19 protein-coding genes are annotated in these 22,740 nt (G+C 45.2%); 16 read left to right on the forward strand and 3 right to left on the reverse strand.

Annotated elements, in window-relative coordinates; genetic code table 11:
• Positions 1-5: 5 nt before the first annotated feature.
• The 3 genes from ACVA6Q_RS04575 to ACVA6Q_RS04585 are packed head-to-tail and all read left to right on the forward strand — an operon-like array spanning position 6 to position 4,590.
• On the forward strand, positions 6-2,153 hold the full coding sequence (locus ACVA6Q_RS04575; RefSeq protein ID WP_446646678.1) for a TonB-dependent receptor plug domain-containing protein: 2,148 nt from the start codon (positions 6-8) through the stop codon (positions 2,151-2,153).
• A complete protein-coding gene (locus ACVA6Q_RS04580; RefSeq protein ID WP_446646679.1) occupies positions 2,150-2,680 on the forward strand; it encodes a YfiR family protein in 531 nt (176 codons plus the stop codon). The genes ACVA6Q_RS04575 and ACVA6Q_RS04580 overlap by 4 nt, the downstream gene beginning before the upstream one ends.
• Before the next feature lie 2 nt (positions 2,681-2,682).
• Entirely contained in the window at positions 2,683-4,590 is a 1,908-nt protein-coding gene (locus tag ACVA6Q_RS04585; protein WP_446646680.1) for a diguanylate cyclase domain-containing protein, read from the forward strand.
• A gap of 41 nt (positions 4,591-4,631) precedes the next feature.
• Here ACVA6Q_RS04585 and ACVA6Q_RS04590 read toward each other — a convergent pair whose 3' ends face one another.
• On the reverse strand, positions 4,632-5,534 hold the full coding sequence (locus ACVA6Q_RS04590; protein ID WP_446647182.1) for a LysR family transcriptional regulator: 903 nt from the start codon (positions 5,532-5,534) through the stop codon (positions 4,632-4,634).
• Between the two features lie 116 nt (positions 5,535-5,650).
• Here ACVA6Q_RS04590 and ACVA6Q_RS04595 point away from each other — a divergent pair, with 116 nt between their 5' ends.
• From ACVA6Q_RS04595 to ACVA6Q_RS04620, 6 genes are all read left to right on the forward strand, one after another.
• The gene (locus ACVA6Q_RS04595) at positions 5,651-6,607 is read left to right on the forward strand and encodes a DMT family transporter (protein ID WP_446646681.1); all 957 of its coding nucleotides are present in this window, start codon (positions 5,651-5,653) and stop codon (positions 6,605-6,607) included.
• A 115-nt stretch (positions 6,608-6,722) separates the two neighbouring features.
• The gene (locus tag ACVA6Q_RS04600; protein WP_446646682.1) at positions 6,723-8,867 is read left to right on the forward strand and encodes an LruC domain-containing protein; all 2,145 of its coding nucleotides are present in this window, start codon (positions 6,723-6,725) and stop codon (positions 8,865-8,867) included.
• A 10-nt stretch (positions 8,868-8,877) separates the two neighbouring features.
• A complete protein-coding gene (locus tag ACVA6Q_RS04605; RefSeq protein ID WP_446646683.1) occupies positions 8,878-9,369 on the forward strand; it encodes a hypothetical protein in 492 nt (163 codons plus the stop codon).
• 123 nt (positions 9,370-9,492) lie between these two features.
• Positions 9,493-10,008 (forward strand): RNA-binding S4 domain-containing protein, encoded by a 516-nt coding sequence (locus ACVA6Q_RS04610; protein ID WP_353500202.1) that lies wholly within the window; start codon positions 9,493-9,495, stop codon positions 10,006-10,008.
• Between the two features lie 108 nt (positions 10,009-10,116).
• Positions 10,117-10,860, forward strand: a complete 744-nt coding sequence (locus ACVA6Q_RS04615; RefSeq protein ID WP_353499339.1) for a phosphatase — start codon at positions 10,117-10,119, stop codon at positions 10,858-10,860.
• A gap of 189 nt (positions 10,861-11,049) precedes the next feature.
• Complete coding sequence (locus tag ACVA6Q_RS04620; RefSeq protein WP_446647183.1) at positions 11,050-11,421, forward strand: cytochrome b562; 372 nt, start codon at positions 11,050-11,052, stop codon at positions 11,419-11,421.
• A gap of 81 nt (positions 11,422-11,502) precedes the next feature.
• Here the strand turns inward: ACVA6Q_RS04620 and ACVA6Q_RS04625 are convergent, their stop codons facing one another.
• Positions 11,503-13,164, reverse strand: coding sequence for an FAD-dependent oxidoreductase (locus ACVA6Q_RS04625; protein ID WP_446646684.1), 1,662 nt, complete (start codon positions 13,162-13,164; stop codon positions 11,503-11,505).
• Between the two features lie 207 nt (positions 13,165-13,371).
• Here ACVA6Q_RS04625 and ACVA6Q_RS04630 point away from each other — a divergent pair, with 207 nt between their 5' ends.
• The 6 genes from ACVA6Q_RS04630 (at position 13,372) to ACVA6Q_RS04655 (ending at position 19,317) form a co-directional block, all read left to right on the forward strand.
• Complete coding sequence (locus ACVA6Q_RS04630; RefSeq protein ID WP_353500200.1) at positions 13,372-13,650, forward strand: ArsR/SmtB family transcription factor; 279 nt, start codon at positions 13,372-13,374, stop codon at positions 13,648-13,650.
• Positions 13,651-13,754: 104 nt separating this feature from the next.
• Complete coding sequence (locus ACVA6Q_RS04635) at positions 13,755-14,171, forward strand: YeeE/YedE family protein (RefSeq protein ID WP_446646685.1); 417 nt, start codon at positions 13,755-13,757, stop codon at positions 14,169-14,171.
• 9 nt (positions 14,172-14,180) lie between these two features.
• On the forward strand, positions 14,181-14,624 hold the full coding sequence (locus tag ACVA6Q_RS04640; protein WP_353499336.1) for a YeeE/YedE family protein: 444 nt from the start codon (positions 14,181-14,183) through the stop codon (positions 14,622-14,624).
• Between the two features lie 214 nt (positions 14,625-14,838).
• A complete protein-coding gene (locus tag ACVA6Q_RS04645) occupies positions 14,839-15,843 on the forward strand; it encodes an efflux RND transporter periplasmic adaptor subunit (protein WP_353499335.1) in 1,005 nt (334 codons plus the stop codon).
• Between the two features lie 8 nt (positions 15,844-15,851).
• Positions 15,852-19,040, forward strand: coding sequence for an efflux RND transporter permease subunit (locus tag ACVA6Q_RS04650; RefSeq protein WP_446646686.1), 3,189 nt, complete (start codon positions 15,852-15,854; stop codon positions 19,038-19,040).
• Between the two features lie 88 nt (positions 19,041-19,128).
• Positions 19,129-19,317: a YgaP family membrane protein gene (locus ACVA6Q_RS04655; RefSeq protein WP_353499333.1), complete on the forward strand. Its 189-nt coding sequence runs from the start codon at positions 19,129-19,131 to the stop codon at positions 19,315-19,317.
• A gap of 91 nt (positions 19,318-19,408) precedes the next feature.
• Here ACVA6Q_RS04655 and ACVA6Q_RS04660 read toward each other — a convergent pair whose 3' ends face one another.
• A complete protein-coding gene (locus tag ACVA6Q_RS04660) occupies positions 19,409-20,215 on the reverse strand; it encodes an endonuclease/exonuclease/phosphatase family protein (RefSeq protein ID WP_446646687.1) in 807 nt (268 codons plus the stop codon).
• A 398-nt stretch (positions 20,216-20,613) separates the two neighbouring features.
• Here ACVA6Q_RS04660 and nrdD point away from each other — a divergent pair, with 398 nt between their 5' ends.
• A complete protein-coding gene (nrdD, locus tag ACVA6Q_RS04665) occupies positions 20,614-22,734 on the forward strand; it encodes an anaerobic ribonucleoside-triphosphate reductase (protein ID WP_353499331.1) in 2,121 nt (706 codons plus the stop codon).
• The last annotated feature ends 6 nt before the right edge of the window (positions 22,735-22,740 follow it).

A 22,740-nucleotide genomic window follows, 5' to 3' on the forward strand; every position in this document is an offset into this window, starting at 1 on the left:
GGTAAATGCGTTCGTTTTTCCATAACCATTTGTTTTTATGTAGTTTGATTGCTTCTTCAGCGTGGGCAGATGAAGATCTTATGTCACTACTGGATATGCCATTAGCGTCCCTCGCAGAAACCAAAGTGATGTCCAGTACTCGAAGCACACAAAGCCTAGCCGATACGCCTGCTGCAGTTTATGTCATAACCGCTAAAGAGATAAATCGTTCGGGTGCGCGTTCGGTTGCCGATGCACTTGCCTTAGCTCCAGGTTTGCATGTCGCTAAATTCTCCAACTATGACTGGGGCATTTCTGCCCGAAGCTCGAATCAAGCGCTAACTAATAGTTTGCTGGTCATGGTCGATGGCAGAAGCGTGCTCAATGCCATGTTCTCAGGTGTCGATTGGGATCTTATTCCTGTCAGTATGGACAATATTGCTCAAATTGAAGTGCTTCTTGGCCCAGTAGGAACCATCTGGGGCGGCAATGCGGTCAATGGTGTTATCAATATTATCACTCTGGATGCTGAAAACGCTCCCAAAGGAAAAGTATCTGCCAGCCTTGGTAATTATGGTTACAAAGAGGTAAAACTGCATCACGGCGGTCAAATCGGTGATTCATCGCATGTTAGTGGCTATGCTGAATACTTGGAGCATAAACCATGGGCGAGCACCGAAGACAAGGTGCAATCCCAGCAGCATTATAACGTCGTGACTGGTCGATTTGGTGCTCGTCTTGATTATCAGTTCTTAAATCATACGCTCAATGTACAAGCTGGTGGTATTCGATCTGAGGAAGACTATTTATGGGCTAACTACAATCCTCATTTGTTTTTCCCACAGCGCCCAGCACATGAATATTACGAACAAAAAATGATCGCACAGGAGTGGTTTGCAGGGGGCTCGCATATATATGAGAGAGCCAACAATGACCGCATAGAAAGCGACCTTTGGTTAACGTACAGCGACAACGATGGTCCAGATAGAAACGCCCATTTTGTGCGATTTGATTTGGACAGCCGCTATTTGTTCGATGATCTGTGGGGCACACAGTTGATGATTGGTGGGAACGTTCGTTTGATTCAAGAACGTTTCCATCAGTACTCTAGATATGATCAAGTTACTGCCCCATATCTGCGTTCTGCAGACAAACCGAGTTATCTAAATCAGAGCTATGGTATTTATGCTAACTGGACCATTCCAGTGACGGATGCTGTCACGCTAATGCTGGGGAATCGTTGGCAATACCACAATATAACGGATGATACCTATGCCCAGCCTCAAGTCCGCTTGAATTATAGACTGGCTGATACTCAGACACTTTGGGCAGGTTGGGGTTCTGCTGTGGTGACGCCGTCACGTTTGGAGCGTTCAACCACATTCCGTCAAAACGGTTATGTTGAAAACGCACTCTTCAGTGACGGCAATCGTTACGATTACTACTATAGCTACCTCTACAAAGGCAATAACCAGCTTAAAGTAGAAACGGTCGACACCATAGAAGCGGGATACCGCTTTTGGCATGGTGAAAAGCTGCAGTTGAACATGAATGGCTTTTATAGCATTCACGAGAATATTCGCGCATACGCAGGTACTGGTGCACAGCAGTGGGTAATCCCTGGTGGCGCATCTGAAGGTAGCGTGGGAACTGTCTTCGAGCAGTACACATCAGAATACGTCGATCCGCTCTGGACGCGAACCTATGGTGGTGAGGTGTCAGCAAAATGGCAACCTATTTCAAATCTCCAGCTTAATGCAAACTATAGCTACAAAAAGATCCTCGGCTACTGCAGTGGAAACATCTGTGAGGAGAACTCTGCAGTAGCAAAGGCATTAGAAAATCAGCCCAATCATTTTATCAACGCTCAAGCTATTTGGGATATCTCCCCTCAGTGGTGGGTGAGTAGTGCTTTGCAATACGTGTCGGCCACTGACGTGCCGAGCAATGTCGGAACGGTTGAACAAAATGGTTGGCCGCATGTAGTGAATCTTGATCTAGCGCTTAGCTGGCAACATTCTCGTCAATGGCCTCGCTTCACCGCCACGGTTGAAAACCTGGGTGCTTATGAAAACTATGAATATCCTCAAGCCTATGGTCCTTTCCAAAACGATACCCAATATTGGTTGCAGGTTGAATGGCGCTACTGGGATCCTCAAAGTGAGCATCGATGATGAAAGGCAGGTTTAGTTGGCGCCTTCTAGTGATTACTGTGGTATGGCTGAGTTGGGCGCCAAGCCGTGCATGGGCCGCGGTGAGCGACGACCAGCTTAAAGCTGTGTATCTATACCGCTTTCCTATGCTTGCGGATTGGCCAAGGGAAGCGTCAGACAAAGTCACGCAATACTGCATTACTCGAGAATCTTCGATAGGTGATTACTTGTCAGAAATTATCGCAAGTAAATCATCATCTGCTCGTTTCATCGACCTGTCGCAAAGTGATAAGTCCCAGACTGCGATTTGCCATATTTTGTATGTTGATGGGCAAGATCGTGCACACGTTGTTGAGCTAGCAAAGCGCTACCCGCACGCCTTGACAATAGGTACTGGAGTCCAGTTTGTGTCACTAGGAGGTATGTTGGCGTTTATTAAAGTAAATAATCGAATTAAACCATTGATCTCCCAGAATAACGTAGAGAAGTCGGGTGTTCGACTTCGCGCTCAACTATTAGCGATTTCGGAACTGGCAGAGGAAAAATAATAATGTTAACTCGGATTGCTTCGCTGCCGTTGCGATACAAAATGATATTGCCTACTTGGCTTATTTCCACGTTTTTAGTGTTTATTGTCGGTGTCGGCACGATCTTGATTTTGACTCATTACCAAAAGAAAGCACTAGATACACGGGTGACGATACTGACTCAGGGCGTTGCGAACACATTGCAAGCGGCAATGATGTTCGACGACAGCTTATCTGCTGAACAGCAACTGTCGAACCTTTCGTTTGACCCAGACATTTTAGCTGCAGTCGTTGATGATGCAGAGGTAGCAGAGCTCGCCAAAATTTTACGGCTCCCTGTTGGTTGTCGCTGGCAGTTTGAGACTGTGCTTTGTGACGATATCGCAATTGAAAGCCAAACTCAGCCAATACGTCTTGGAGAGGAAAATCTTGGCGAGTTACGTGTTTGGGTATCACACGAAAGGTTGATGCTAGAGCAACGCCAAATGTGGATTGCTCTATTTTCAATGTCTTTGCTTCTCTCCTTGTTCGCATGGCGTTTCGCGAAAGTGATGCACTCTCTAATTGTCATGCCTCTAAACTCATTGCATCAATCGATGCAACAGGTGATTGAAGAGGGAATACGTCAACGCGAGTTACCAGTATGTCAAAATGATGAGCTTGGAAAACTTACCCAATGTTTCAATGTGATGGTGGCAAGCCTAGTTGAGCGAGAGCTCCAACTAAGCAAAGCGTTGGAGCAGCTAGAAGGCAAAAACCGATACATTATTCGCGCATTAGACGTTATGGAAAAGGGTATCTTGGTGGTGTCGCCGAGCCTTGATGTCATCTATAGCAATCCGTTTGCTGACAACCAGATCCAGGATATGCAAATGAGCAGGAATGCGAGAACATTGCTAGAAAGTCGATTTAACCCAAGAGTTGGTATCGACAACATAGTGAGTGCGATTACCAATCAGAATGTTGTTGAGTCGGTAGAGCTTCATCAGCATCATTCTGATCGCCGATATATGGTAAGTTGCCATCCATTAGAGTCTGAAGCGCATGCACTAGTGCAATTTGAGGACTTTACTGATCGCTATGTTAGTGAGCAGCGCAGATCACTCATTGAATTGGTGTTTGAACAAAATATGGATGCCATGCTGGTGTTGGATCGCCATGGTATGGTGTCAATGATGAACTCTGCCGCCGGAAATTGGTTCGGATCAATTCAGTCCTTTAATGAGATTGAGTTGCAGAGTAAAGATCGCTTTTCACGTCAAGATATGAAACGGTTGTTAATTAAAGAGCGGGTTGAAAACCATATCGATATTGACCTACTTACTGGAAGGCGGATACCTTGTCATGTACAAGTACGGGCACTCAAGTCTCAAAAAGGTAGGGTAGAAGCGATCTTGGTGACACTACGAGATCTCACGCATGAGCAAGAACTTCAGCGATTACACTACCAAGTGAGTCATGATGTGTTAACGGGACTAAGTAATCGAACAGCCGCTCTTCAGATACTAAAAGATAAGCATATGACTCACCGTGACCAATGGGTACTGTTTATCGACCTTGATGGATTCAAAGCAATCAACGATAAATATGGACATGCGACAGGAGATGAGTTGTTACGGATTGTCGCCAACAGACTCAAGGAAGGTGCGCCTGCCTACTCATTAGTCTCACGCTTGTCTGGCGATGAGTTTTTAATTGGCCTAGAAGAAGACGGTAAACTAGATATACACCTTGAACGATTGCTCTATCTTTTGAAAACGCCCATTGTTATCGATGGCCAACATTGTCATGTGTCAGCGAGTATCGGTGTCGTGTCGTGGAAGAAAGAGTCTAAGACACCACTGACGCTAGTCGTTACGGCAGCAGATCAAGCCATGTATCAGGCCAAGAGAGCAGGGAAAAATCAATACTACCTAGCTCAAGAAGTATAACGATAGTGTGATGCGGCAATAGGGCGTTTAAAAGCTACGTCTTATTGCTTGCTGGTGGCGAACTCTGATTTAAGCCATCCTCTCAGTGCTAATGTACTCTCTAGCTTAAGTTTTTCGGGTGGGCAGGTGAAGTAGTATTCTTGGTGTGGATTGACGACCGCTTTCCCCACCTCTACCAATAACTGATTGTCCACTTCATCTTTGATAAACAGTCGATGTGTCACTAATAGACCTAAGCTACGAATGGCGGCGTGGATCGCTTGAACTGATGCATTGAACGTGAGTGAACGTGGCGAGCTTGGAATCGAAAGCGCATGGGCTTGGCTCCAAACCTCCCAGTCGTGTTTACGCCGATCATTGGTTACCCAGATGATTGGGTTATTGCTGACAAGTGTTGTTAAATCATCTGAAGGTAGCGTCTCTAAAAGGCTAGGGCTGCAGACCATAACTAACTCGTCATCACCCAGCTTTTCACAGTAATACTGTTGCCAATCATCAATCTTGCCATGGACGATCGCGACATCCACACCTTCTCGTTCTAAGTCGAACGGCCCTATTAGATTAGAAATTCTGGCATCAAGGTTTGGAATTGCTTGCTGTAGTTTTTCGACGCGAGGGATCCACCAATGGAGCGCGAGGGAGTTTACCATGTTAATGGTTAAACGTTCATCGTGCTTGCGCTTTAGCAAGGTTTCACTCGCTCGTACTATTTTTTCTAGTGCAGGCGCGACTTCTCGATAGTACGCTTTTCCCTCACGAGTGAGTGATACGGTGCGTCCTAGTCGGTGAAACAGCTTAGTATCTAGCTGGGTCTCTAAGCTTTTGATGGCTTGACTGACAGCGGAATGACTAACAAAAAGTCGTTCAGCCGCCATCGTCATACTTCCTAATTCAGCGACAGCGACAAACGAATAAAGTGATTTTAACGCGACATGTTGCTTCATCATTCGATCCATTTATGTAAGTTTTACTTACAGCATAGTTAACAAAAACTCGCTATTTTTCAGTGACGCCCCTCACTACAATACCAATAAACTAGAAAACAGCAGTAGGGGATAACGTGAGAGTCAGTCAAAACACTAAAGCTATTATGTATATGCTATTTTCAACACTTAGCTTAGCGGTAACAGGGCTCGTGACTCAATACTTAGCCACTCAGTTTGCTGCTGTTGAAGTAACGCTGTTGCGGTTTTGGATGCCTGCGATTGGATTGTTTGCTTTTCTTACAGTCCGTGGTCTTCGTATTCCGCCGACATCAATGCACCGTGTATTGATGATTCGAGCTTTATGTATCGCCGCCTGTCAGTTTTGCTTTATCTATGCGTTAGGGAAACTGTCTTTGTTAGAAAGTGTGGTGTTGTTCGGAACCGGCCCGCTGTTCATAGCACTGTTCGAAAAGTTTCTTTTCCGAATTCCACTTTCGATACAGACCATTGCGGCTCTAATTATTACCTTTTTGGGCGTGATCTTTCTTGCCGGGGATACCGAAGGCTTTACTTTAAAAACAGAGCTCATCATAGGGTTGATGGCAGGTGTGTTTAATGCAGGATCGCAGCTCAGCCTACATAGGGCATCCAAAGGTGAGTTGTCGGGCGTTGAGAACAACGCTTGGACGTTTTTACTTGCAGGGATGTTATTAACCCCAGTTGGTATTTTCTATTACTCGTCGCTAGGGATGTCGGCAGAACTGGTTACGGTGGCTTTTAAATGGCTAGGTGTCGAAACGATGATGGTTATTTTGCTACTTACTGTGATGATCATTAACACACAAGTTTGTCGCTACCAAGCCTACAAATCGGCTGAAACCAATACTCAGGTCGCGCCACTTATTTACACCAACTTGATCTTTACTGCCATTTTCCAATTTGCTCTTTTTGACACCTCATTTTCAACTATGCAGATGTTTGGTATTGGAATGATTGTGTTTGGTGGTCTAGTGCCAGTTTTAAAGTCTGCGTTTCGGTGGATAAATCAAACCATGAAAGTACCACATTCTTCATCGAGCAGTTCAAATTGATTCTCATATTAAAAATATGTATCAGCTGTAGTGTAACTTTCTGATATTAAACAATTTAAGTTTTGGCACGTGTTTTGTATCTCTAGAGTTAAGCCATCAGCATAGGGAATAACTCATGGTACTCGCAAACAAAGTCAAAACACTCACAGGGATCGGAGGCAGTCTTGCTGCAACGTTGCTGGCGACAAGCGTCCAAGCAGCACCTTTTGATAACTGTCCAAGTAAAGCCTATCTTTTTCAATCTACGCCGGTTCAAGTTTACGGCGTTAACCTACTTACCGGACAAACAAGTTTGTTGCAAAGCGATACGGGCTTAAACGCAAACATTAATGGTGTCGGTTTTGATTTCGATGGACGCTACATTTACGGCTATGACACCACAAACAAACGTTTGGTGCGACTTGGCGGTGATTTTCAGGCTGAAATACTGAACACCTCTGGCCTACCTACGGATCATACCTTTTTTGTCGGCGATGTTTATGAAAGTGTTTACTACCTATATCGTAAGAACAAAGGATTGTTTAAGGTGGATCTTACACCGTTAAACAGTGATCCGAGCGCAGTACTGAGCGTCGAGCGAGTCACAACACGAGGCGTTGTCAATCTAACGGATTTCGCTTTTCATCCAAGTGATGGCAAGCTTTATGGTATCGATAACGGTTCAGGCGGGCTTTACTCTTTTAACGTTGAAACCGGACAGGAGACGTACATTGGTGATACTGGAGAGACCGGGACTTTTGGAGCTGGCTATTTTGACGTCAATGGCTACTACTATGTATCACGTAATTCCGATGGCCACATTTTTCGAATCGACTTGTCGCCAGATAACGCGTCTGATATTGAAAACGGCAACGTGACGGCACAATTGTTTGCTTTTGGACCGAATTCAAACCAAAACGATGGTGCTCGCTGTGCCAACGCCCCAATCATTGATGAAGACTCACAGGTTGATTTTGGTGATGCACCAACGACCTACCAAACCAAATTGGCAGACAATGGACCAAGGCATGGACGTGATGGGGTAACTTGGCTTGGTGATTCAGAGCCGGATGGAGAGCAAGATGGTCGCGTAAATAATTTAGCGGATGATGATACTGGTTTGGATGATGAAGATGGTGTGGGTTTTGTCACCGCTATTGAACCAGGTCTCGATAGCATTATCGCGGTCAATGCCTCCACTACAGGCTACCTATCAGCATGGTTTGATTGGAACCAAGATGGTGACTTTGCGGATGAGGGAGAGCAGGTATTTGCAGATAGGCAGCTACAAGCGGGAAACAACAACTTAGTGTTTACCGTCGATGCAGCGGCTTATATTGGTACGACCTGGAGTCGTTTCCGTTTTAGTCAGCAGGAAGGGTTAGGATACGCTGGCGGCGCGCTATCGGGTGAGGTGGAAGACCATCCATTAACCGTAACGGGTGACGGCTTGTCAGTACGCTACTATCCTAACGCAACAGATTATGTGACCGTTGCTTTTGAGGATAACTGGCCTTATACCGCGGACTACGACATGAATGATGTGGTTGTCAGTTACCGAATTACAGAAATCCTTCGTGATGGCAATGTCGTCAAATCTAAAATCGACGGTTACCTAGGAGCGGTAGGAGCGTCATATCACAATGGATTCGCGATTCGTCTTAAAGGACTTAACCGAAGTGACATTGATACTGATACAACACGCTTAATCAAAAATGACGTTCAGTCTGAGACCAGCGGTCTAGAACAGATATCGAACGAAGCCATTTTCGTGATTAGTGAAGATACGACAGTGTACAAACTCGATGGTTGTGACTTCCACCGTACATTGATGTCATGTGGCGCAGAAGATGTGCAGCTCAACTTTACGCTTCATGTAAACATTAAAGACGGTACTAATACCTCTTCGATGATGTCTATGCCATATGACCCATTTATCTTTGCAACTCCAGATTACTACCATGGGGCAGGGTACTTCCAGCCAGGAAGAAAATGGGAAGTTCACTTGCCAAACTACGAACCAACTGAGCAATTCGACGCTGATTTATTCGCAGGTCTTGGACGAGATGTCAGTAATGCTTCTACCAACACCTATTTCAAAACAGCCGAAAACTTGCCTTGGGCAATTATGGTTAACGACGAGTGGTTATGGCCAACGGAAACCACGGATCTATTAGCGGCATATCCACAGTATGCAACGTACGCGGAATCGAGCGGTGAGCAAGCGCAAAACTGGTTTGAATCGCAATTCGCAACCCCTGACAAATGCTACATCCCATAGGAGAAATATCATGAAAGCACTTACTGTAACCTCAATAATTTCTCTTGGACTGTTAGTAGGCTGTGGAGGCGGCGGTGGCGGTAGCGACTCAGGTGGCAGTGTATCGACACCACCGGCGACGGCACCAGACCCTGCACCGGCTCCAGTACCAGCGCCAACGCCAGTAGTAGTCACAGAAAGAACGATGGAAGATTTGTCGATTCCTGATGATTTTGACTACCAACCCATAGAAGCGTACTCATTGATAGTCGACGCCACTAAAGATGTAAATGGCAGAGCGTTTGTTTCGATCTATACAGAGTTTGTTGAAAAGTCATCGGGCGAGTTAGAACCTAACTACGAGAGTAAAGTAGCGTCGCAAGCACTACGAAACGGTAAAGCGGAGCTTAACTTTAATGCTGCAGAACACGTAGGGGCATTTTTAGTAGAGATATGGACCTATGATGGCAATGATCCAGTGAAAAAGCTGGTGAACGCCTCAAGTGAGAACTTAACTTGGTAAAAAGCGTTCTAGAAACGTAACGTATCAGTAAAAGATAAAAAGCCTCGCTATCGTGAGGCTTTTTAATAGCTTGTCGATAGCCAAGGCAGTACAATGCAAAAAAAGCCACAAGCGATAAAGACAATGAATCAAGAATACCTAAACGAGCCCGAAGAATTTGACGATCAAGAAGGCGAAGAGATCGAAATTGAAGCCATCGGAATCGAAGTCTCAAGCCATCCTATTGAACTATATAAACTGTTTAAAGTTGCTAACTTAGTGGGTGGTGGCGGTGAAGCGAAACACTTTATTGCTGAAGGTTATGTTGCTGTCAATGGTGAACTGGAAACGCGCAAGCGCCGCAAAATGTACGATGGTGACTTCTTTGAATTTAACCAAGAGTACTACGTTGTTGTTTGTGACCAGCCGGCTAGCGAGCCAGAAGAGGTTAAGGTAGAGAGAAAACCTGAGCCAAAAGCTGCGCAATCGAAACAAAACAAGCCGCAAAAAGACAAACAAAACAACAAGAAGACGAAGTCCAACAAGCCTGGTCAATCGTCAGAAAAAACCAATAAGTCGAACAAATCAAACTCAAGCAAATCGAATCAAAAGGGCAGTAAAGATCCTAATAGCGGACGCGGCTCCATCGATTTCTTCTAGTTACGTATTGTTGTCAATAGTAGCGTTGAGTTTAAAAGGATCTAGAACAAAACTGCAATATCAATGACCGATACTTAATCAAAGTATCGGTTTATCGAGGAGAGAAGAATGAAGTTTGTGGTTGATACGCACACGCATACCTACGCCAGCGGTCATGCATACAGCACCATTACCGAGAATGCTCAGGCAGCAAAGGCCAATGGATTGGAAATTCTATGTACCACGGATCACGCAGAGTCCATGCCAGGCGCTCCGCACTTTTGGTTTTTCTCAAACCAACGAGTGATTCCTAGGTTTCTTTCTGGTGTCGCTATCATTCGCGGGATTGAAGCCAACATTCTGAATACTCAGGGTGAGATTGACGTTAATCCGACATCATACAAGGCGCTCGACTGGATTATTGGCAGTTTTCATGAACCCGTGTTTCAACCGGCTAGCAAAGAAGAACACACCGAAGCGCTCATTAACGTGATTAAAAGCGGTAACATCGATGCCTTAGGTCATTTAGGTAACCCAAACTTTGATTTTGACTTTGCTGCCGTTGCCAAGTGTGCCGCGGAGCATCATGTTGCTATTGAAATTAATAACTCAACACTGAAAGGGCATAGCCGAGTCGGGAGTGTTGACCGCTGTTATGAGATTGCCAGAGCGGTGAAATCGGCAGGCGGATATATTACGACCGGGAGTGACTCTCATTTTTATGACACAATTGGTGAGTTCGAACTGACTAGCCAATTGCTCACAGAAGTAGAAATGCCTGTTGAGAAAATCATTACAGCATCTGCGCGCCAATTTCTCGATTTCCTAGCTCTTAGAGGTCGAGAGCCTATCGCTGAGTTCAGCGAATTTTAAGTAAATTGGTGTAGCGCAAATGTTACATGTTTTGATGCAATTTTTTGTCCCGTTGTTGCAGGAACTTCGAGTACAATGGCTAAGACCTCAGGAAGCTGGGGTCTTTTGCTCTCAAAAGGATATAGAATGACAACGACAGCGCTAATAAAAACGAAAACGTTCGCTAAACCAGTTCAACTTCTCAGTCTGATGACCCTCTGCATTGCTATCTCTACGTCAGCAATGGCATCAGCTGGTGTTGACCTTAAAAAGAACATGCAAGCGATGAAACTCGCGTTTAAACAGGCTGCAGAAGCACAGTCTGTGGAAGCGATGCAAACCCCGATTGCTGAGCTTGATCAATTGATTGCAGATTCTAAACAAGGCGATTACCCACCAGAAAAAGCGGATCTTTACTTAGAGGGGTTCAAAAAGCTTTCGCTAGCAATTGATAATGTTGATGCGGAGCTTAAAAAGGGCAATCTAGAAGCCGCAAAGCAATCTTTGCGTGAAGTCGATAGTCTCCGTCTTGAATATCATGACAAGCGCAATCCGAGTATTTGGAAGAAGCTGTTTGGTTAATTGAGTGAGACTGACACAAACTTAAAAGGAGCACCGAGGTGCTCCTTTTTTACGTCTAGTTAAGCAATGTTGGACCGACGATTAAGCTTGCGCAAACTTGTAGGTGCGGTAGCCACCAATCAAGTTTCGAGCTTTGAAACCATTGTTGACAAGCTGACGATACGCAACGTTGCCACGAAGTCCTACTTGACAGTAGATCACGATCTCTTTGTCTTTTGGTAGCTCATTCATGCGTCCACGCAGTTGGTCAACAGGGATGTTAATAGCACCTTCAATAAACCCAACGTTTTCCAGTTCGCCTGGGTTGCGAACGTCCAACAGGATTTGATCTTCCGTTAGGTTATCAATCTCATTGAAATGGATTGGCGTTGCATCACCTTTAAGGATGTTATTCGCCACAAACGCAGCCTGGTTAATGACATCTTTAGCACTTCCGTATGGAGGCGCATAGGTAAGTTCTAGGTGTTGAAGCTGCTCAACCGTCATGCCTGCGCGCTGCGCGACTGCCAGTACGTCAATACGCTTATCTGCACCGTCTTTACCCGCGGCTTGCGCCCCTAAGATTTTGCCGGTTTCAGGGCTAAACAACATTTTTAGAGATACAATCTCTGCGCCAGGATAGTAGCCGGCGTGACTAGCTGTGTGCACGTAAACCTTTTCGTAAGCGATACCTTCACGTTTCAGTACCTTCTCGTTCTTACCTACTGAAGCTACTGCGAGATCGAAGATCTTAACGATCGACGTACCTTGAGTGCCTTGATAGGTTTCAGAACGGCCAAGCATGTTGTCCGCAGCCATGCGGCCTTGACGGTTGGCAGGTCCCGCTAGTGGAACAAACCCTGATTTGCCCGTGACAAAATCTGTATCTTCAATAGCATCGCCTACAGCAAAGATAGCAGGGTCACTGGTTTGCATGCTGCTATCAGTGTAGATGCCGCCAAGTTCACCTAACTGTAAGCCCGCCTCTTGTGCTAGCTTCGTTTCTGGGCGAACGCCGATCGACATGATGAGCAGCTCAGTACTCAATGTGTCGCCATTATTGAGGGTAAGCGCAAGCTTGCCAGTATTGTCCTCTTCCGGAATAAACTCAACTGACTCCAGAGCAACGCCCAAACGGAGGTCAATACCGCGCTGTTTGATCTCTGCGTGTGCAAAACCCGCCATTTCTTTGTCTACTGGCGTCATAACTTGATCGGCCATTTCGATAAGAGTGGTTTCAATACCAAGCTGGTGGAACGCCTCCATCATTTCTAAACCGATAAATCCTCCGCCCACAACCGTTGCGTGCTTTGGTTTGTTGGTTTGGATGGTTTGAATGATGCGATCCATATCTGGGATATTGCGCAGCGAGTAGGTTAGAGGGTTATCAATACCGGCGATCGCTGGAATGAATGGCGCAGCACCTGGGCTTAGTAGCAAAAAGTCATAAGACTCAGTGTATTCGCTGGCATCAATTAGGTTTTTAATGGTGACAGTCTTGTCGGCACGGTTGATTGATACGACTTCATTCATCACGCGCACATCAACATTAAAACGCGCTAGAAAGCTCTCTGGAGTTTGCAAAAGTAGCTTAGAGCGGTCTTTAATATCACCACCAATGTGGTAAGGAAGACCACAGTTCGCGAACGACACAAAAGGACCGCGCTCTAACATGATAATTTCAGCGTCTTCGCTTAAACGTCGCGCACGAGCAGCAGCAGAAGCACCACCAGCAACACCACCTACAATTACGATCTTAGTCATACCTTACCTCATTACTTGTCTTGGATGCTTATCCAAAATGCATGTTAATCGTGAATGAGAGCCACTATAATGACTAAAATTAGCTTTGTCTAATGTATTTTAATCTAAATATGGGAATGCTAATTAAGCATTGACTAAATAAATGAGTGTGTAGATAATGACGACATCATATCAACACACAGAGGTAACAAAGTGGACTTACTGCAAATGAAAGAACGCGCAGTGGACGTAGCGGAAGTACTCAAGACGCTCGCTCATCCAGATCGCTTGTTTGTGTTGTGCCAATTAGTTGAAGGTGAACAGGGAGCTGGGCAACTACAAGCCAATTCGAATTTAAGCCAATCTGCATTCTCACAGCATTTATCGGTGTTAAAGAAGGCCGATTTGGTGACATCTCGCAAAGAATCGCAACACGTTTATTATGCGCTTAAAGATGAACGTGTGGTGGGACTGATTCAGCAGCTTCATAATCTTTACTGCCATTAAGCCTCGTACTTAATTTTCTATCTGTAGCTGGTTTAACTTGCAAAATTTTTCGGATGAATTTTGCAACTTAAATCAATTTTAAGTTTGAAATTCAAGAGGTAAGTATGGAGTTTACATTTCCTTGGGCATCTTTGCTCGGCGGCATGCTTTTAGGCGTATCGGCCACGTTATTGCTGTTGTTCAATGGCAAAATTGCGGGTATCAGCGGTATTGTAGGTCGTATCTATAAAGGCCGTAAGGGTGATACAAGCTGGCGTATATTGTTCGTACTTGGAATGATTTTAGGTGGCGTTGTTTCAGCTAAAGCGCTAAACATAGCACCAGTGGCTATGGTGGTTTCTACCCCGCTAGTACTGGTGGCAGGCGTGCTTGTCGGTATTGGCACTAAGCTTGGTAACGGTTGTACCAGTGGTCATGGTATTTGTGGTATGGGGCGTCTCTCTAAACGTTCAATCGCTGCGACTATGACTTTCATGGCGGTCGCGATGGCAACCACTACCATTATGCTGCACGTATTATAGGAGATGACCATGTTTCGATTGATTGCATTGATTAGTGGTTTTTTGTTTGGCGCGGGTATGATTGTTTCTGGCATGAGCGATCCTGCCAATGTGATGGCATTTCTAGATATTTTCGGACAATGGTCGCCAGACCTAGCTTTTGTTATGGGTGGAGCGCTATTGGTGTTTGCGCCTAGCTATTGGCTTGTTATTCGTCGTAAAGCTGAGCCAGTTTGTACTGATCAGTTTTGCCTGTCTGAGAACAAAAAACTTGATGTTCAACTACTAAGCGGGTCAGCGCTATTTGGGTTGGGTTGGGGCATAGCAGGTATTTGTCCTGGCCCCGCCATTTCCTCTATCGCTAATGGCAATCTGGGGATTGTTGGTTTTGTTTTTGCCATGTTGGTAGGAATGTTCATTGGTGATGTATTGTTGGGTAAGAACAAGCAAGTCAATATGGCCAAACAGTCATAGCCTTTCATTAGGCGTCTAGTTAACTTTCTGATATTAAGATTAGAATTTGAAAGCTCGGTTGAAAAACCGGGCTTTTTTATTGCCTATAATTCAACCAGTCACATAAGAAGTCATCATCAGTACTGTAATTTAGCAAAATCTAAATAAAAACATTAGACATTGCTAATGAATGTGTTTATATTAGATTTAACTAATTAATAATAATGAGGTAAATATGAAAGTCAGCTTTCTAAAGTGGGCAGTGATTGCTAGCGCAGTATTCAGCGCAACAGCAAGCGCTTATGACACCACCATTATTGAAGTAAACAACATTGATTCCGTTGTTGAGTTAGACGCAACAGTAGAAGCCGTGAATCGCGGTACGCTCTCGGCACAAACATCCGGAAGAATAGTGGCGGTGAATGCTGATGTGAATGACATCGTCAATCAAGGCGATGTGTTACTGGAAATCAGCGCAGAGCAACAATCTGCGTCACTGGATGCGGCGTTGGCTCAGCTTAACAGCGCCAATGCGCAAAACATCAAAGCAACGGCTCAAGTGAAGCGCTATCGCGATCTGTTTCCCAAGGGCGCAATTTCGCGAGAGCGTTTAGATGCAGCAGAAGCTGAAGCGCGCTCTTCCGTTGCCGAAGTCAAGCAAGCGAAAGCGGCTGTCGCGCAGGCCAAAGAATCATTGGGCTACACCAGCATACGCGCTCCGTATACCGGTGTTGTCACTCAACGTCATGTCGAACTTGGTGAAACCGTCGCACCAGGTAGCCAATTGATGACTGGCTTTTCATTGTCTCCGCTTCGAGTGGTAACAGAAATCCCTCAGCGCTATCGCGAAAAGGTAGAGGATGCCAGTCAGTTTTCTATAACCACTCTAAATGGAGAGATCCTTGAGCCTTATGAGGCGAAACTGTTCAATTACGCTCATGAAAAATCTCGTGCTTTCCGCCTTCGTCTTGAGCTTCTTGAGCAGCCACAAAATTTACTGCCAGGAGAGTGGGTGAAGGTCGCCTTTACTTATGATGATAGACCGTCGATTGAAATTCCAGAATCAGCCGTCATTCGCCGTGGCGAGTTGAGTGTTGTTTATCGTTTGGAAGGTGAAAAAGTCACAATGAATCCTGTGCGTGTTGGTCAATCGCGTAACGGTCAACTTGAAGTACTTAGTGGTCTAGAAGTGGGTGATGAGATCGTCACCGATGTAGTCAGCTTCTTGGCTGAGAAGTAGGGGGCAGTATGAGTCACGATACAGAAAACGATAAGATGGGGATTTCGGGGCGCATCGCGGCCGCATTCCAGTCATCGGCAATGACGCCTTTATTGGCTTTAGTTGCATTGTTGCTCGGTTTGATGGCGATTGCTGTTACGCCCAAAGAAGAAGAGCCGCAAATTGATGTCACTTTTGCTGATGTTTATATTCCGTTTCCAGGTGCCTCACCTAGAGAAGTCGAGAGTTTAGTCACCAATCCGGCTGAGCAAATTATCTCGGAGATCAACGGCATCGACAAAATATATTCGTTCTCTCAACCTGGCGGCGCAATGATTGTTGCGATATTCGAAGTCGGGATTCCAAGAAACGAAGCCGTCGTTAAGATATACAATAAGCTCTATTCCAACAATGATTGGATGCCAGCGAACATGGGCGTCGGACAGCCTATTATCAAGCCTCGTGGTATCGAAGATGTGCCTATTGTAAACGTGACCTTATCACCTAAATCGGACTCGGCAACGCTACAAGAGATCACCAGTGTTGCGCACGGGCTTGAAACCGAGCTAAAGCGCATTCCAGGTACGCGAGATATCTACACGGTTGGTCGTCAGCCAACGATTGTTGATGTTAGGCTCGACCCAGCGAAAATGTCAGGTTACGGCGTCACTATTGATTCGCTTAATCAGATGTTGCCAGATGCTAATTCTGCATCACCTATGCTGAGCTTGACGCAAGACAACCAATCCATACCTCTACAAATCGGCGAGTTCCTTACTAACGTCGATGAAGTGAAACAGTTAGTGGTTGGTTTGTATGATGGTCAGCCTGTTTATTTGGCAGACATTGCCGAGATAAATTTAGGGACAGATACGCCAACGCAAGTTGTTTGGACAAGTGACAAGAGCGACATTAAACCAGCCGTGACTATTGCGATTGCGAAGAAAAGCGGTGAGAACGCAGTGGATGTCGCCAAAGCGGTTGATGAACGCTTAGGTCAGTTAGAAAGCACTTTAATTCCGGATACCATCCAAGTAGATGTCACCCGCGACTACGGCCAGACCGCAGCAGATAAAGCCAATACGCTGATTGGTAAACTTGCTTTTGCTACGGGCGCGGTAGTTCTGTTGGTTCTCGTGGCCATGGGCGTACGCGAAGCGGTCGTTGTTGGTGTCGCAGTTATTATCACTTTGTTGCTGACGCTGTTTGCGTCATGGGCTTGGGGCTTCACTCTCAATCGTGTCTCTCTGTTCGCGCTTATTTTCTCTATCGGTATTTTGGTCGATGACGCCATTGTGGTGGTAGAAAATATTCACCGTCATATGGTGAAAGGTAAACAGAAACTGGCAGAGCTGATTCCGGGCGCCGTTGATGAGGTAGGTGGTCCTACTATATTGGCAACATTAACCGTTATCGCAGCTTTGTTACCGATGGCCTTTGTATCGGGGTTAATGGGGCCGTATATGAGTCCAATCCCGATCAATGCCTCGATGGGGATGTTGATCTCGCTGATTATCGCGTTTGTGTTAACGCCTTGGTTAGCGCGCATTCTGCTTAAAGAGGGCAATGCCCACGAAGAAGCAGTCAGCAGTAAACAATCGGTTTTCTTTAAAAAGGTGATGTCACCGTTTGTCGTGAGTCGAGTACAAAAACGCAATCGCATGTTGTTAGGTGTGGGCGTATTGGTGGCGATTTCCGTGTCAATGTGGCTGCCGGTTCAGCAACTCGTGGTCATGAAAATGCTGCCGTTTGACAATAAATCTGAGTTCCAAGTGATATTGGATATGCCTGAAGGCAACTCACTAGAGCGCACGCAGCGCGTGTTGTTTGAGCTTAGTGATGCTTTGAATGACGTCGAAGAAGTCAGTGACTACCAGATCTATGCAGGTACTGCAGCGCCGATTAACTTTAATGGCTTAGTGCGTCACTACTTCATGCGCCAAGCACCAGAAAAAGGGGATATCCAAGTTAACTTGGTGGATAAGTCAGAGCGTGATCGTTCAAGCCATGAGATCGCTGTCGCAGTGAGACCAAAGCTTGTAGAGATCGCACAGAAATTTGGCGGCAAAGTTAAGGTAGTTGAAGTGCCACCTGGCCCACCAGTTTGGTCGCCAATTCTGGCAGAGGTCTACGGGCCGACCCAGGAAGTTCGTGAACAAGCCGCGTTGAAACTTAGAGAGATTTTCCGTGAGACGAATGACATTGTTGATGTCGATCTCTACTTACCAGAAGCACATCAAAAATGGCAGGTAGTGATTGATCGCAGTAAAGCCTCTCGCTTGGGCGTGGCTTACTCATCGATAGTCGATTCACTCGCGACGGCGGTAGGTGGTAAGCCGGTGAGCTATTTGCATAGTGAGCAGAGCAAATATCCGATCCCAATTCAAATCCAAGCTAAAGAGAGTGCCAAGGTGCGTTTGGATCAGGTGATGAATATGAAGATAAACTCTGCTTCGGGTACGCAGTATATTCTTGCGGATTTGATTAAGGTACGAGAGCAAGCGATGGATAATTACATCGTTCATAAAAACCTTGTTCCAATGATCATGGTTGTCGGTGATATGACTGGCGATTTAGATAGTCCTCTTTATGGTATGGCCGATATTTCATCGAGCCTAGCGGACAATGGACTGGATGCCGAGCAGTACTTTGTTGACCAACCATCGGGGCTTAAAGGAATCGAGATCTTCTGGGATGGTGAATGGACGATTACTTACGAGACATTTCGCGACATGGGTATTGCCTATGCAGTTGGCATGATACTGATATATCTGTTAGTGGTCGCGCAGTTCAAATCGTACTTAGTGCCACTCATTATCATGGCGCCGATTCCATTGACCATCATTGGGGTGATGCCGGGTCATGCGCTATTGGGAGCTCAGTTCACAGCGACATCGATGATAGGCATGATAGCGCTCGCCGGTATTATCGTTCGAAACTCGATACTGTTGGTTGATTTTATTAATCATCAGTTAAGAGATGGAATGGAATTGGGCGAGGCAGTGATTGAATCGGCTATCGTCCGTGCCAAACCAATTATGCTTACCGCACTGGCTGCGATGATTGGCGCTGTCTTTATCCTAGATGACTCTATCTTCAATGGACTCGCGATCAGTTTGATATTCGGTATCTTCGTATCGACAGTATTGACGCTATTGGTTATCCCAATTTTATATTACGTAGCGCTAAAGCGTGGGATTGTGACAGCAACGGTCTAAAACACTCCCTTCACTAGAAGGCTCCGCTTTGGGTGCGGGGCTTTATTTTTAAATGTTACATTAGATATTACTTATTAAGGAGTTGATTATGAAAGTGGAAAATGGTATCCGAATTCTCGCAGGAACAATGATTTTGATTTCGCTATTTCTTACCATCTACGTCAGTCACTATTTTGTCTGGTTTACGGTGTTCATCGGTTTCAACCTGATTCAAAGTGGTTTCACAGGTTTTTGCCCACCACGAAGATGGTTGTTAAAGCTTGGTCTAAAGGAATAATCCTATTTAAGCGATGAGGCATCGACAACAATGATTACAAAGTCAGATAATTCTTGTGTTTCTAAGCTTAGCCATCTTTACTAAGGGCTGTCTATTTATACAGTGTTAATGAAATAGGGCAATGATCGCTCATCTGGTAGTTGAGAACACTTTTGGTCGGCATGACGTCTTGTCTGGCCGGACTGCTTCGTAAGTTGGGACTGACGACAATATGGTCGATTAACGACCGAAACTGATGGGTCTTGTTGGGGGTGCGATTAGAACGTACTTTACACTCGGCTTTGGTTGACTTAGTTGTAAGCCTAGGCACAGTATTGAGATCTTTGGTGAGTATTGTCCAGAGCCAGTCGCCCGAATAAGCGAGGTTGTGGTTGAAGTCACCAAGTAATACATACGACTCGTCACTAGATTCTAGCTGCTTAAGCCAACTGTTAAGAACTCTGCCTTGCTGCTTGAGTGTCTTGCACGAGTGATGAGATGTGTATTTACCACTGCATCCGGCTTTAAGGTGAACAGAAAGAAGCTTAATCGTAGCCCTATCTTCTAACGTTAATTCAATAGCAGAGGCAAATCGAAGTCGTCCTCCTTTACTTAGGGGAAAGTCAGCGACGTCTTTTACGGTATGTCCATGACGAACGGCAAAGCCTGTATATTGATTTATTCCAGAGAACTGATGCCGCTTATTGTTAGGTAATGACCGGTCTGAGAGGTAGATTTCGTAATCGGATCCCACAACCCGAGAAATGGCCTCTACGCTGTCCACTTCTTGAAAGGCGAGAATATCAGGGCTGACTCCCATGAACTGTGTCTTCAGCGCGGAAAAGTCGTCTTCGGAACGATAACTCGTTGAAAATTTTTTAGATGGAGTTGAAGTTAACCACTCAAGATTCCAAGTCATCAAAGTTAGAGATTCGTCTTTCGCAATACTTAATGTAGGAAAAAGAGATATTCCAACAAGTAAGGTTGTAACTAAGTATTTATAACTGTTTGTTCTTATCATTGTCCTTGCCATTTATAAAACTTCTTTCAGGCAATGTGCCGTAAGCCTTGGCGGAAATGCAACTGTTTTTGACTAAAAATTCGTGTCGTATTTTGAAATTACACGGTATGAGATCCAGTTCATTTAGATCGAATTCTTCTTGTTCACTACCCAGTTTTTATTGATCTAAATCAATACTTTCAGTTGGTGCTTCTCGTTAAATACACCACAATATATTGTGTCAGAAGAAAAAGTAACAACCCTATATAGTGTGTTTGTGGATAAGTCTGTGAGTATGCTAGGGGTAAGGAGAAAGGGTGAAAACAATCGTAATCAAGAGAGATGGCTCTCGTGCTCCGTTTACAAAGGATCGTATTGAAGCTGCTGTGGTAAGTGCGGCGGAACATGCAGATAAGGAACTCGAAATCTATGCTAAAAATGTAGCGTTAGCGGTCGAGCTCAAGCTGCAGGATTGCGAACATGTGGATATTCAGGAAATCCAAACTCTCGTAGAGAACGAATTGATGCAAGGTCCATACAAAGGGCTAGCACGTTCTTACATTGAGTATCGTCATGACCGTGATATTTCACGCGAAAAGAAAAGCGCTCTGACTAAAGAGATCGAAGGCCTTATTGAAGAGAGCAATGCCGATCTTCTTAATGAGAACGCTAACAAAGACGGTAAAGTGATTCCAACCCAACGTGACCTGCTGGCAGGCATCGTTGCTAAGCACTATGCGAAAACTCGCATCTTGCCACGCGATGTGGTTCAGGCACACGATGAGGGTGATATTCACTATCACGATCTAGATTACGCACCTTTCTTCCCTATGTTTAACTGTATGCTTATCGATTTAAAAGGCATGCTGACGCATGGCTTTAAGATGGGTAATGCAGAAATTGATACACCGAAATCAATTTCAACTGCGACAGCGGTAACGGCACAAATCATTGCGCAGGTAGCGAGCCATATTTATGGTGGTACTACGATCAACCGCATTGATGAAGTACTCGCGCCTTATGTAAAAGCAAGCTACGACAAACATTTTGAAATCGCGAAAGACTGGGATATTCATCAACCAGAAGCGTTCGCTCAATCACGCACTGAGAAAGAGTGTTATGACGCATTCCAATCTCTTGAGTACGAAGTGAACACACTTCATACCGCGAATGGTCAAACTCCTTTTGTTACGTTTGGCTTTGGTCTAGGTACGAGCTGGGAATCGAAGTTGATCCAAACTTCGATCCTTAAGAACCGTATCGCGGGCCTTGGTAAAAACGCAAAAACAGCGGTGTTCCCGAAACTGGTATTCGCAATTAAAGATGGATTGAACCACAAGTCAGAGGATCCAAACTACGATGTTAAGCAGTTGGCTTTGGAGTGTGCATCTAAGCGAATGTATCCAGACATCTTAAACTACGACAAAGTGGTTGAAGTAACAGGTTCGTTCAAAACTCCGATGGGTTGCCGCAGCTTCCTGAATACTTACGAAGAGAATGGCGAACTGCAACATGAAGGTCGTAACAACCTAGGTGTTGTGAGCTTGAACTTGCCACGTATCGCAATCAAAGCGAAGGGCAGCGTTGATAAGTTCTATGAGCTATTGAATGACCGTTTGTTACTGGCTCGCAAGGCACTAGAAACACGCATTAGTCGTCTAGAAAAAGTTAAAGCGCGCGTTGCACCTATTCTATATATGGAAGGCGCTTGTGGCGTTCGATTGAAAGCGGATGACTCGATTGCTCCAATCTTCAAAAATGGTCGCGCGTCTATCTCTTTAGGTTACATTGGTATCCACGAGACGATGACTGCACTTTTTGGTACAGAAACTCACATGTACGATGACAATCAAATGCGCGATATGGCGCTGGATATCATCAAACATATGAAAGAAGTTGTGAACAAGTGGGCTGAAGAAACAGGTTACGCATTTAGCCTATACGGCACACCTAGTGAAAACCTATGTAGCCGCTTCTGCCAAATTGATACTAAAGAATTTGGTGTGATTGAAGGCGTAACGGACAAAGGTTACTACACCAACAGCTTCCACCTAGATGTGCAGAAAAAGGTAAACCCGTACGACAAGATCGATTTCGAGATGCCGTATCCAGAAATTTCGTCAGGTGGTTTTATCTGCTATGGCGAGTTCCCGAATATGCAGCGTAACATCGAAGCGCTAGAGAACGTGTGGGATTACAGTTACAGCCGAGTGCCATATTACGGTACCAATACACCAATTGATGAGTGTTATGAATGTGGCTACATGGGTGAGTTTGACTGTACAAGTAAGGGCTTTACGTGTCCTAAATGTGGTAACCATGACTCTACCCGCGTGTCAGTAACACGCCGTGTGTGTGGCTATCTAGGTAGCCCGGATGCTCGTCCTTTTAACTTCGGTAAACAAGAAGAAGTTAAACGCCGCGTTAAGCACCTGTAATCGTTA

The organism is Vibrio sp. DNB22_10_4 (assembly GCF_052879755.1).

What these genes read in the sequence shown, in the direction of transcription:
- ACVA6Q_RS04580 (WP_446646679.1), top strand. Translation starts at nt 2,150, where the DNA reads ATGATGAAAGGCAGGTTTAGTTGGCGCCTTCTAGTGATTACTGTGGTA.
- ACVA6Q_RS04650 (WP_446646686.1), top strand. Translation starts at nt 15,852, where the DNA reads ATGAGTCACGATACAGAAAACGATAAGATGGGGATTTCGGGGCGCATC.
- ACVA6Q_RS04600 (WP_446646682.1), top strand. Translation starts at nt 6,723, where the DNA reads ATGGTACTCGCAAACAAAGTCAAAACACTCACAGGGATCGGAGGCAGT.
- ACVA6Q_RS04585 (WP_446646680.1), top strand. Translation starts at nt 2,683, where the DNA reads ATGTTAACTCGGATTGCTTCGCTGCCGTTGCGATACAAAATGATATTG.
- ACVA6Q_RS04610 (WP_353500202.1), top strand. Translation starts at nt 9,493, where the DNA reads ATGAATCAAGAATACCTAAACGAGCCCGAAGAATTTGACGATCAAGAA.
- ACVA6Q_RS04605 (WP_446646683.1), top strand. Translation starts at nt 8,878, where the DNA reads ATGAAAGCACTTACTGTAACCTCAATAATTTCTCTTGGACTGTTAGTA.
- ACVA6Q_RS04660 (WP_446646687.1), bottom strand. Translation starts at nt 20,215, where the DNA reads ATGACTTGGAATCTTGAGTGGTTAACTTCAACTCCATCTAAAAAATTT.
- ACVA6Q_RS04625 (WP_446646684.1), bottom strand. Translation starts at nt 13,164, where the DNA reads ATGACTAAGATCGTAATTGTAGGTGGTGTTGCTGGTGGTGCTTCTGCT.
- ACVA6Q_RS04630 (WP_353500200.1), top strand. Translation starts at nt 13,372, where the DNA reads ATGAAAGAACGCGCAGTGGACGTAGCGGAAGTACTCAAGACGCTCGCT.
- ACVA6Q_RS04615 (WP_353499339.1), top strand. Translation starts at nt 10,117, where the DNA reads ATGAAGTTTGTGGTTGATACGCACACGCATACCTACGCCAGCGGTCAT.
- ACVA6Q_RS04645 (WP_353499335.1), top strand. Translation starts at nt 14,839, where the DNA reads ATGAAAGTCAGCTTTCTAAAGTGGGCAGTGATTGCTAGCGCAGTATTC.
- ACVA6Q_RS04635 (WP_446646685.1), top strand. Translation starts at nt 13,755, where the DNA reads ATGGAGTTTACATTTCCTTGGGCATCTTTGCTCGGCGGCATGCTTTTA.
- ACVA6Q_RS04620 (WP_446647183.1), top strand. Translation starts at nt 11,050, where the DNA reads ATGACCCTCTGCATTGCTATCTCTACGTCAGCAATGGCATCAGCTGGT.
- ACVA6Q_RS04575 (WP_446646678.1), top strand. Translation starts at nt 6, where the DNA reads ATGCGTTCGTTTTTCCATAACCATTTGTTTTTATGTAGTTTGATTGCT.
- ACVA6Q_RS04590 (WP_446647182.1), bottom strand. Translation starts at nt 5,534, where the DNA reads ATGAAGCAACATGTCGCGTTAAAATCACTTTATTCGTTTGTCGCTGTC.
- ACVA6Q_RS04655 (WP_353499333.1), top strand. Translation starts at nt 19,129, where the DNA reads ATGAAAGTGGAAAATGGTATCCGAATTCTCGCAGGAACAATGATTTTG.
- ACVA6Q_RS04640 (WP_353499336.1), top strand. Translation starts at nt 14,181, where the DNA reads ATGTTTCGATTGATTGCATTGATTAGTGGTTTTTTGTTTGGCGCGGGT.